This is a genomic window from Acinetobacter sp. CY79, from assembly GCF_059515845.1.
In genome coordinates this window covers 18522-28877 of the sequence record NZ_JCAKMY010000038.1, presented here as the reverse complement: position 1 = coordinate 28877, position 10356 = coordinate 18522, and the positions used below count along the sequence as shown (strand labels likewise).

General features: G+C 41.6%; 12 protein-coding genes. 6 read left to right on the top strand and 6 right to left on the bottom strand.

Going from position 1 to position 10356, the window contains the following annotated elements; genetic code table 11:
• Positions 1–214 (top strand): transposase (locus AC5YCE_RS13760; protein WP_496172419.1); only part of this gene is annotated, 214 nt, incomplete at its 5' end.
• A gap of 1 nt (position 215) precedes the next feature.
• Here AC5YCE_RS13760 and AC5YCE_RS13755 read toward each other — a convergent pair.
• From AC5YCE_RS13755 to orn, 5 genes are all read right to left on the bottom strand, one after another.
• Entirely contained in the window at positions 216–356 is a 141-nt protein-coding gene (locus tag AC5YCE_RS13755) for a hypothetical protein (RefSeq protein ID WP_496172418.1), read from the bottom strand.
• Positions 349–3147, bottom strand: coding sequence for a type VI secretion system Vgr family protein (locus AC5YCE_RS13750; RefSeq protein WP_496172417.1), 2799 nt, complete (start codon positions 3145–3147; stop codon positions 349–351). The genes AC5YCE_RS13755 and AC5YCE_RS13750 overlap by 8 nt, the downstream gene beginning before the upstream one ends.
• 149 nt (positions 3148–3296) lie before the next feature.
• Positions 3297–4100, bottom strand: coding sequence for an enoyl-ACP reductase FabI (locus tag AC5YCE_RS13745; RefSeq protein ID WP_496172416.1), 804 nt, complete (start codon positions 4098–4100; stop codon positions 3297–3299).
• Positions 4101–4287: 187 nt separating this feature from the next.
• On the bottom strand, positions 4288–5022 hold the full coding sequence (locus AC5YCE_RS13740) for a Bax inhibitor-1/YccA family protein (protein WP_496172415.1): 735 nt from the start codon (positions 5020–5022) through the stop codon (positions 4288–4290).
• Positions 5023–5266: 244 nt separating this feature from the next.
• Positions 5267–5821, bottom strand: coding sequence for an oligoribonuclease (orn, locus tag AC5YCE_RS13735; protein WP_496125863.1), 555 nt, complete (start codon positions 5819–5821; stop codon positions 5267–5269).
• A gap of 125 nt (positions 5822–5946) precedes the next feature.
• Between orn and rsgA the strand changes: the two genes are divergently transcribed.
• From rsgA to AC5YCE_RS13710, 5 genes are all read left to right on the top strand, one after another.
• Positions 5947–7008, top strand: coding sequence for a ribosome small subunit-dependent GTPase A (rsgA, locus tag AC5YCE_RS13730; protein WP_496125864.1), 1062 nt, complete (start codon positions 5947–5949; stop codon positions 7006–7008).
• A gap of 93 nt (positions 7009–7101) precedes the next feature.
• A complete protein-coding gene (locus AC5YCE_RS13725) occupies positions 7102–7515 on the top strand; it encodes a rhodanese-like domain-containing protein (protein ID WP_496125865.1) in 414 nt (137 codons plus the stop codon).
• Positions 7516–7527: 12 nt separating this feature from the next.
• Entirely contained in the window at positions 7528–7785 is a 258-nt protein-coding gene (gene grxC, locus AC5YCE_RS13720; protein ID WP_496125866.1) for a glutaredoxin 3, read from the top strand.
• Positions 7786–7833: 48 nt separating this feature from the next.
• Positions 7834–8292, top strand: a complete 459-nt coding sequence (secB, locus tag AC5YCE_RS13715) for a protein-export chaperone SecB (RefSeq protein WP_496125867.1) — start codon at positions 7834–7836, stop codon at positions 8290–8292.
• Between the two features lie 142 nt (positions 8293–8434).
• Complete coding sequence (locus AC5YCE_RS13710; protein WP_496172414.1) at positions 8435–8926, top strand: hydrolase; 492 nt, start codon at positions 8435–8437, stop codon at positions 8924–8926.
• A 79-nt stretch (positions 8927–9005) separates the two neighbouring features.
• On the opposite strand, the gene coaBC is transcribed toward AC5YCE_RS13710, so the two are convergent.
• A complete protein-coding gene (gene coaBC / locus AC5YCE_RS13705; protein WP_496127110.1) occupies positions 9006–10271 on the bottom strand; it encodes a bifunctional phosphopantothenoylcysteine decarboxylase/phosphopantothenate--cysteine ligase CoaBC in 1266 nt (421 codons plus the stop codon).
• Positions 10272–10356 lie beyond the last annotated feature (85 nt).

Genomic DNA, 10356 nt, shown 5'->3' with positions numbered 1-10356 from the left:
GATTCTCGATAATGCCTCAATTCATAAAGGTCAAGCGATTGATGATTTAGCAGCAAAATATAAGACAAGAATCGTTTATCTACCTGCGTATAGTCCCGACCTCAATCCTATTGAAAAAGCATTGTCTGTCTTAAAAAGTAAAGTCAGGCACATCATTGCTCAGAACAATAAAACCATTCAGGAAGCTCTGGATATCGTATTTAAGATGATGTAGCTTATGTTTCATATTTGGCTATATATGTTTTAAACCCCTCTCCTTTAGCAGTAATTACATAGCCATAATCTTTTGATGTGAAATTTTTAGGAAAATCTGTCACTTCTAATTGTGCTATATAAGGTTGCTTATAATTACTCATCACCTTCTAACTCACTATTATTAAAATTTTCTATCATTTCATTTACAACATGTAAACTAAACTCTTCTTCAGTGCTTGAACTAAAAGTTTTCGTTAGTCCATTTTCATCAGTCGTTCCATAAAAAATTTGTCCTAAACTATTACTAACCATATATTTTTTGAAAGGCATTAAATCATTTGTTTCTTTATCTCTGACTTCAAACTTCAGGTTATACATGCCAATTTTTGGCAATAATGGAATACTTGATTGTACTATTTGGCTATTTTTAAACAAATGCTGCCCCGCCTTAGCTTCAAACTTACCACCTGTAGTCGGAAATATCCCTGAACTATTAATCTTAATCTGTGAGCCACCCGCAGTTAAATTAATCTCTTTCGGACTGGTGATATAAACGGTATCTTCCGTTGATATAATCTGAATACCTTTACGTGCAATCAGATCTAGTGCATCACCCTGTGCTTGAATCTCTATCTTGCCCTTGCCTGCATAAAGTCGTGCACCTTCTTGTGCTGCAAACAGACTGATCTTTTGACTTGCATGAGCAATAAGTGACTTTTGCGTACTTATATTTATACTATCGCCAGCACTGTGGCTGATCTGCCCATCGGCTGAGAGGTGGATATCTTCATTGCTGGCAAGTCCGATTGAATTTGGTGAAGCTAAGACCATAACAGCAGATTTGAATGCATCGGCCTTCGCTTGATCTTCCTTGGCTAAGGTTTCGATAAAACTTTGAATATTTTCTAAAACTTCAAGCGGATCCGTCTGCTGATTCTTCGCCACTTCACTTAAGGCTTTTGAGTTGTTTAGACTGCCTTCAAGTTGTTGTTTGGCTTCTTTGGCATCCAAATGCGTGCCTGTCGCTTGGTCTTGTTTGTAGGTGGAAAGAAGTAAGCCTTGCCCTGCTCTTACAGCACCCCATTGGTCTGTTCTCAGCTCAAAGCCTTCGCCGCGTCCTTCACTGGTCTCTGTCTCTTTGGGATGACTCAAGTTCCCCAGGTTAAGCTGACTTGCGCCATGGCTGTTTTGCAGTTGGGTGCTGATTTGCCCTGTGCTGTCATCAAAGCGCAGTTGTCCATAGCCTGCACCCCCGACTTCTTTGGAACGGATCCCTGCCAGTTTTTTGGTGTCTGGCAGTTGCCCTTTGGCATCGAATTTGGTTGGACTGCGTTGGGCTTCGTGGATACGTCCGACCACGAATGGGCGGTCAATGTTGCCATCGAAGAAGTCAATCACCACAATTTCGTTGATGCGGGGTAGGAAGCGTGCCCCATAGCCTTCGCCTGCCCACGGGGTCAGGACATCGACCCAGGCTGAATCGGTGTCGTTGTTGTTTGATCCTGCCCCACCATCAGCTTGGTTGTCTTCTGCTCGTGAGAACAGGAAGCGGACTTTGATGCGTCCCCATTCATCCACATGGATTTCTTCGCCACTCGGTCCGACTACTTTGGCGCGTTGTGGGTGTGCTGCTGGGCGGTGTTGCAGTGGGTTGTATTCTGGAACTGTGGGGATGTTGCGTCGTTGCAAGATCAGGCTGTTGCCTTGGCGTTCTTCTTGGTGGTGTTCGCGTTTGAAGTTGCTGTTCCAATTACTCTGTTTGATCAGTTGGTTGATTTGATCGGTCAGATCTTTGGGTAGGTTGTTTTGGTTGTAGTATTGTTTGCCTGTGATCAGGAATTCTTTGTCTGACCCACTGTGCTGATCAATCTCTGGATGCTCGGTAAATTCAAACCAGTAGCCGACTTGGGTATCGCGTACAGTGGAGCTGGCGATGAATTGTTTGCTTTGAGCGTCGTAGTACTGGCTAAGGTTTTGGTTCAGCTTTTCGATTTGGCTGTTGCCAGATGGTGTGGCTTGATCTTCGCCTTGAAGGTCTTGTATCCACGCCGGTGTTACATGCCATGCTTGCTCAAGGCCAAGATTGGCATTGTCTTGGTTGTTGCTGTGTTTATGTTTGCTTTGAACGGTGCCTGCACCCTCTTCTTGCTCTAACACGTCAGCTTGCCAGCGTTGTACATGCACTGCTGTCGGTTGGATGCTGCGCTGGGCAACAAAGCTGGTGATGCTGTCCTGTTTTTCCGTGGCACTGCTACGGTGGTAGCGGATACTTCTGCGTTGTAGTGCTTGGTATTGGCTGTTGTCGTCAATGAGACGGAGTTTTTGGGCGCTGATCGGGGTGGCTGATGCGGGCACTTGGTGCTGGGCTTCGTCAATCAGCCAGTTAATGCCTTCGCTACGTAGTAAGCGCGTGATGAAGTCATAGTCCGTTTCATTGCTTTGCATGATGAAAGGACGGACGTCGTATTGTTGTTGTAGTCCGCTTAGATCTAGGCTAAGACTTGAAGCAAACAATGGGCTTTTGTTTTGCCATTCTTGAAACAGGGTTTCCACCACATCCACTGCAGATTTGTTCATAAACACACGGCTGTTACGGCGTTTATGCCACAGAGAAGTGGCATCTTGCATGGTGAGTTTATATAGGGTCAGTGAACCGTCACTTTGTCCTTGTGCGGCCTCAGTGATGATACCTGTGGTACGAAACAGTTGTCCTTGATCGGTGACTTGATCAACTGCGACCTGTGCACCGATGAATTCTTTGAGGGAAATAGTGGCATTGATGGACAGGCAAATCAGTTCTGCGGTCAAGCCTTCATTTAAGGCATGCTGACCGTCGATGCGTTGCAGAAAAACGTCTGCATTTAAGCTAGGATTAGAAAATTGAACATGAATGGCACGTTTTTGTGCGGTTAATCCCAGTTGTTCTAAAGCCGAATAGATATTGGCAAACATGATTATTGTCTTTATTTAGCAATTCTTTAAGTTGCGATATATTTAAGCAAAATTTATCAAATTAAGACAGCATTATCACTCAAAAGTTGTATACGCATGTATCGAGCCAATTCGTCTTAGCTCGATACATCACTGTTAAAACTTGAGAATTATTGGTCATTCATGAGTTCAGCACTCATTCCCACCGTATTATAACCAGCATCGACATACAGAATTTCACCCGTAATCCCATTGGCCCATGGTGAGCACAAGAACAATGCCGCATTGCCGACGTCTTCAATAGTGACATTACGTTTTAGTGGGGCCACTTTTTCATTGATATCCAACATTTTACGGAAGGATTTAATGCCTGACGCAGCCAAAGTACGGATTGGACCTGCTGAAATGGCATTCACACGAATCCCATCTTGACCTAAGCTCGATGCCAAGTAGCGTACACCCGCTTCAAGTGAAGCTTTTGCCATACCCATGACATTGTAGTTTGGCATTACACGCTCAGAACCTTGGTAAGTTAAGGTTAACAAGCAACCTTGGCGAACTTGTAATAATGGTTTTGCAGCACGCGCCATGGCGATGAAACTGTAGGCACTGATGTCATGCGCAATTTTAAAACCTTCACGATCCGTTACATCAGTGAAATCACCATCAAGCGTATGTGCAGGTGCAAAGCCAATCGAATGCACAACACCGTCTAAACCATCCCAATGTTTTGCAAGTTCTGTGAATGCTTGATCAATATCAGCATCGACAGCCACATCACATGGGAAAACGAGTTTTGAACCAAATTGCTCAGCAAAATCATCAACACGTTTTTTTAACTTTTCATTTGGATATGTAAATGCAAGTTCAGCACCTTGGCTATGCAGTGCCTGCGCAATACCAAAAGCGATCGAAAGTTTACTTGCGATACCCGCGATAAGGAAACGTTTACCTGCCAATAATCCTTGTGACATGTGATTCTCACTCAAAATAATTTTCATGCATAATGCCAAGTCTTCAGCATTAACGAAATTGCATAATGCGCCTTTTTTGAATTTCTTTGTTAAAGCATTCAAATTTTCATCAAGTCAAATTAAAAAAGCCAATCAATGGATTGGCTTTTTTAAAGAATGGCTTTTCGAAAAAGAATCGAATGAACCCTTAGTCATCGCTACCTAAGAATCCAATTAAACGTAAGAATGAAAAGTACATCCAGACCAAAGTTGCAAGCAATGCAATACCACAGAGCCATTCTGTTGCTTTAGGTGCGTGTTGAGCTGCAGCTGATTCAATTAAATCAAAATCTAGAATCAAACTTAAAGATGCAATGATCGCAACAAATGCAGCAAAACCAATCCCTAACCAATTATTTTCAAAGACATAAGGAATACTTGAGCTAAATGCCAAACTCATGACAAATTGCACCACAAAGACCAAGGCAATAGCGATTGAAGCCGAGATAATCACCGATTTAAATTTTTCCGTCGCGCGGATAATCTTTGCACGATACAAAGCAAACATCACTAAAGTGGTGATAAATGTTGCCAACAATGCTTTAACAGGCACACCTGGATATTTCATTTGGAAAATCATTGAAATACCGCCTAGAAAAGCACCCTCGAATAATGCGTAAGGGATCGCTAAACTCCGTGCTGTATTTGGCTTAAATGTCGTGACCATTGCCAAAATAAATCCACCAATACAGCCAACCAATGCTGCTCCATAGGCAACCGACATATTCATGGTCAACAAACAATAGAAGAATAATGAAATACCTACGACAGCTGCAATCACTGTCAATAAGATTGACTTCTGAATAGCGCCTTGCACGGTCATGGGTTGAGCACCGTCACTATAGACATCTGCACGAGTTAAAATCGGGTTATTACTTTGCATAAATTCTCTCTTTCTAATAATTAGTGATTGAGGATGAAACAGAAATGTTAATCTTAAAACTGTTGGTAGATTAATTAATTTTATAACCTTGATTCATTTTAGAACAAAAAATTTAATCATGAGTTTAGTATAGTTGATGTATAAAAAAACATCAAAAAACAAAAAGAGGCATCTCGCCTCTTTTCCTGTTTGTATTCATCCTAATCAGAATACATCCCACTAAGACAAATCAATACGCCAATGATTAATCACCTTTAATGAAGAAATATTGACGGTAATATTTCAATTCGGCAATCGAATCACGAATATCATCCATCGCTAAATGTGACGCATTTTTCTTTAAGCCACTCATGATTTCAGGGCGCCAGCGACGTGCTAACTCTTTGACAGAAGACACATCCAAATTGCGATAATGGAAAAATTGCTCTAGCTCAGGCATTAAACGATGCATGAAACGGCGATCTTGACAGATTGAGTTACCACACATTGGTGATGATTTTGGATTTACCCATTTTTTTAAGAATTCAAGCGTTTGCTGTTCAGCATCTTGTACACTCAATTTACTACGGCGCACACGCTCAATAAGACCTGATTGCCCGTGTTGCTTGGTATTCCATTCATCCATCGCATTTAAAATAATGTTGGATTGATGAATTGCCAGCACTGGACCTTCAGCAAGAATATTCAAATTGTCATCAGTGACGATTGTCGCAATTTCGATAATCTTGTCATTGTCTGTATCTAGACCGGTCATTTCCAAGTCTATCCAAATCAAGCGGGTATCTGGTGTGCTGCTCATACTTGTGCAATCTTATTGGGCTACTAAAACAGGAAGAATAGCAAATTAATTGCCTCTATGCTGTAATTCCATAGCTCATCATGCTATTTTTGCCATCTAAATTTTATGGTTTTCTCAGGTTATGAATGGCTTTAATTCGTAAACGTCGTTTAACTGAACAGCAGCAACGCCGCATTCAGAAGCAACAGCAAACACGTCAAGATGACATCGATACTTCAAATGATTTGGAAGGTCTCGTAGTACAACACTATGGTCGCCAACTTGAGGTACAAGCATTATCAACGCCTGAAGAGCATCCTATTCAACCTGAGAGCAAAGCAGGTGAACCCGAATCTTTTTGGAAGCCGATTGAATTAGGCAGTGTTTGGCGTTGTCATACACGCACTAACTTGGAATTGTTAGTGACAGGTGACCGTGTTAAGTGGCAAGCCGATCCTAATACTGGACTGGGTATTATCACTGCGATTCAACCGCGTCGGTCACTGCTCACTCGTCCAGATCGTTATCATAAAGTCAAACCTGTCGCTGCCAATATTTCATTGATTGTCATCGTGATTGCGCCACTCCCTGAACCTGCACCGACATTGATCGATCGTTATTTAGTGGCCTGTGCTGATGCAGATATTCCTGCTTTATTGGTCCTCAATAAATGTGACTTACTCGAAGGTGAGCACGATCATCGTTTAACTTTGGTCGAGGAATATCGTGCGCTCGGTTATGAGTTTATGCTGACTCAATCGAATGGTGACTTAGCTGAGCTGGAACAGCGTTTAGACAATGAAACGGTTGCCTTTGTCGGTCAATCAGGTGTGGGCAAAAGCACATTGATCAATGCCATCGTGCCTGATGCGGCCCAAAAGACCAATGTGATTTCTGATAACTCTGCCCTCGGTCAACATACGACGACATCTACACGTCTTATTGGTTTTGGTGAAAATGGTGCTTTGATTGACTCACCCGGGATTCGTGAATTTGGATTATGGCATTTGGATCATGACAAAATTGACAATGGTTTCCCTGAAATTTCAGCATTCATTGGACATTGCCAGTATCGTAATTGTACACATACTCATGAAAAGCAATGCGCCATTAAACAAGCCGTGGAAAACAAAGAAATTCTTGCTCGACGCCTAGAAAGTTATTTGCGTTTGGTGGATGAAATTACTGAGGCTCAGCAAAAAAGTTAATTTTTCTTCAAGTAAGCCCTTGAAGCGGTGATTTTGATCACCATATTTATAGGCTATACTCAACGCAGTTTTTATTCTGACATTAGGTGATTTGTGGAACGTTGGTTCGAATTTATGGGGAATCACCCCTTCTTATTTGCAATTCTAGGTGGCCTGATCGTGCTGTTCTTCGTATTTGAAGGTCAGCGTAGTGGTCGCAAAATTTCACCACAATCACTGGGTATTTTGGTGAAAGCTAAAAATGCAATGTTGATTGATCTCCGCGATGCGAAAGATTTCCGTGAAGGTCATATCAGTGGTAGCCGCAATATTCCTTACAGCCAAATTTCAAGTCATATTGAAGAACTAAAAACTGCAGATCGCCCTTTGGTCTTCATTTGTAACTTAGGTCAAGTTGCAGGGACTGCTTTGCAACAAGTGGGTCATGCAGACAGCTATCGTTTAGATGGTGGTGTGAGTAATTGGAAAGTCCAAGGCCTACCATTAGTCAAAAGCAAAAAAGCTTAAGGAGTCGACAAAATGACAGCTCAAGTCACTGTATATTCTACAAATATGTGTCCTTACTGCGTTCGTGCTAAACAACTATTAGAACGTAAAGGCATCGAATACAAAGAAGTAAATTTATCGACTGAAGCACCTGAAGTCCGTGTTGAGTTGATGCAAAAAACCAAACACCGCACTGTGCCGCAAATTTTTATTAAAGATCAATTCATCGGTGGTTTCGACCAACTTTATGCTTTAGAGCGTGAAGGTAAACTGGATGAATTGCTCGCTTAAGCATTACAAATTTTAAAGATTATTACTCGCTTACTTAAGGAATAAAGAATGAGTGAAGAACAACAAGCTCAACCACAACTTGCGTTAGAACGTATTTACACGAAAGATATTTCTTTTGAAGTGCCTGGCGCTAGCGTTTTCACAAAAGAATGGCAACCAGAGTTAAATATTAACTTGTCATCTGCTGCTGAAAAAGTAGATCCAACTCACTTTGAAGTGTCTTTAAAAGTGGTTGTTCAAGCAACAAATGCAGGTGAAACTGCTTTTATTGTTGACGTCACTCAATCTGGTATTTTCTTGATTGATGGCGTAGAAGAAGAACGTCTTCCATATATTCTAGGTGCTTACTGCCCAAATATTTTGTTCCCATTCCTTCGTGAAGCGGTGAATGATCTTGTGACTAAAGGTAGCTTCCCGCAATTACTTCTCACGCCGATTAACTTCGATGCTGAATTTGAAGCAAATATGCAACGCGCTCAAGTCGCTGCAGCTGAAGGTCAAGCTTAAAAGCACTCAGCCCTTTAAAAAAACCACAATCTTAATTGTGGTTTTTTTATATCTATATTTTATGATGAATACCTATATCCAATCTAATCCAGACGCTTTATGCTTTCCCTCATACAAATTAAAATCCAAAGAATTAAAAAGCATGCCTTTTACTCCGCTACATTTGGGAATTGGAACCAGCTTAAAAGCCGCTCAAAAAAATCACTTTAGTTTTATGGTCTTTGCGGGTACTCAAATTTTGATGGATATTGAGCCACTTATTGGCCTTATTTTAAAGTGGGATACTTTGCATCTGTATACGCATAATCTTTTAGGTGCACTAGTGATCGGCGGCGTTGCCGTTGTATTTGGGCGACCAATCAGCCAATTTATTTTGAAAAAATTAAGCTATAAACATTGGAAAATCACTTGGAAGGTTGCCATTTCAAGTGCTTTCCTAGGAAGCTTCAGTCATGTGCTGTTGGACGCGCTCATGCATCATGATATGTATCCATTTTTCCCATTCAGTATGCGCAATCCATTGCTTAATCTAGTAGATTACAATGTAGTTTTTTGGGGATGTATTTTATGTTTTTTGATTGGCGTTACCATTTCCATCGTAAGAATATTTCACGATAGAAGCCTAAAATTTTGAAGTTAAATCACTGATAAATATCGATCAAAAAAGACCGCTAACGCAGTCTTTTTTATATGAAGATAAATCGATCTAAAAATTAGACAGGATGTTTGTCTTGATGCAAGGCATCATGAATCGCTTCAACCAATTGCTGTGCAATTTCTTGTTTAGATGCTTTTTCTAAATCACGTTTGGGCATGTCATACTGATCTGCAAAAAACACGGTCATGGCATTTTCATCGGATGCAAAGCCAATATCCGAGCGTGATACATCATTACACGCAATCATATCGAGCTTTTTATTGACGAGCTTACCTGCAGCATATTCTTCAACATTACGTGTTTCAGCAGCAAACCCGACCATAAATGGACGCTTTTCCTGTTGAGCAATCGTTGCCACAATATCTGGGTTTTTAACTAAAGAGACAGCAAGTTCATCGCCAGCTTTCTTAATCTTATGTTCTGCCACTTCAGCAACACGATAATCCGCCACTGCTGCCGTCGCGATGAAGACATCACAACCGTCTTTGAGCTGTTGCATACTTAAGTCAAGCATTTGCATCGCAGAAGACACATTTTTGCGTAGTACACCATTTGGCGTATCTAAACTCACAGGCCCTGCAATCAAGGTCACTTGCGCTCCTGCTGAATAACATGCAGCCGCTATCGAGAAACCCATCTTTCCTGTGCTGTGATTGGAAATATAACGGACAGGGTCAATGGCTTCACGCGTGGGTCCAGCCGTAATGGTGACTTTTTTACCTGCCAGCAAACCAAATTTTTCAGCGATTGCACGTTGTGCTTTATGAAAATATTCACGGACTTGCTTGGCTAAGTCTTCCGGTTCTGGCATACGTCCTAAACCAACATCACCACATGCTTGTGAACCTGCTTCAGGTAAAATGACGTGGACACCATCTTCAACCAAGGTATTCAAATTACGCTGTGTGGCTTTGGCTGCCCACATTTGTTGATTCATTGCGGGTGCAACCCAAACAGGCGCTTTGGTTGCTAAATATAAGGTACTGAGTAAATCATCTGCCAAACCACAAGCAAACTTGGCTAAAGTGTCACAGCTTGCTGGCGCAACCAAGACTAAATCTGCCCAACGTGCCAGTTCGATATGCCCCATACCTGCTTCAGCTTCGGTATCCAACAGCTCCGTATGGACAGGATTACCAGAGAGTGCTTGGAACGTTAAAGGCGTAATAAAAGCCTGTGCCCCATGAGTCATGACCACACGGACATTAAAGCCATAATCTTTTAAACGACGAACTAAAATTGCACTTTTATAAGCGGCGATGCCACCAGTGACAGCAAGAATAATATTTTTATTGGAAAATACACTGAGATCGAAACTCACGATCAGGCACCTTTCTATTGCAGTGGCGCTCACAATAGCATTAAATAATTGCGTTCCCAAGTCATCTGACTGGGTTAAATGCAAA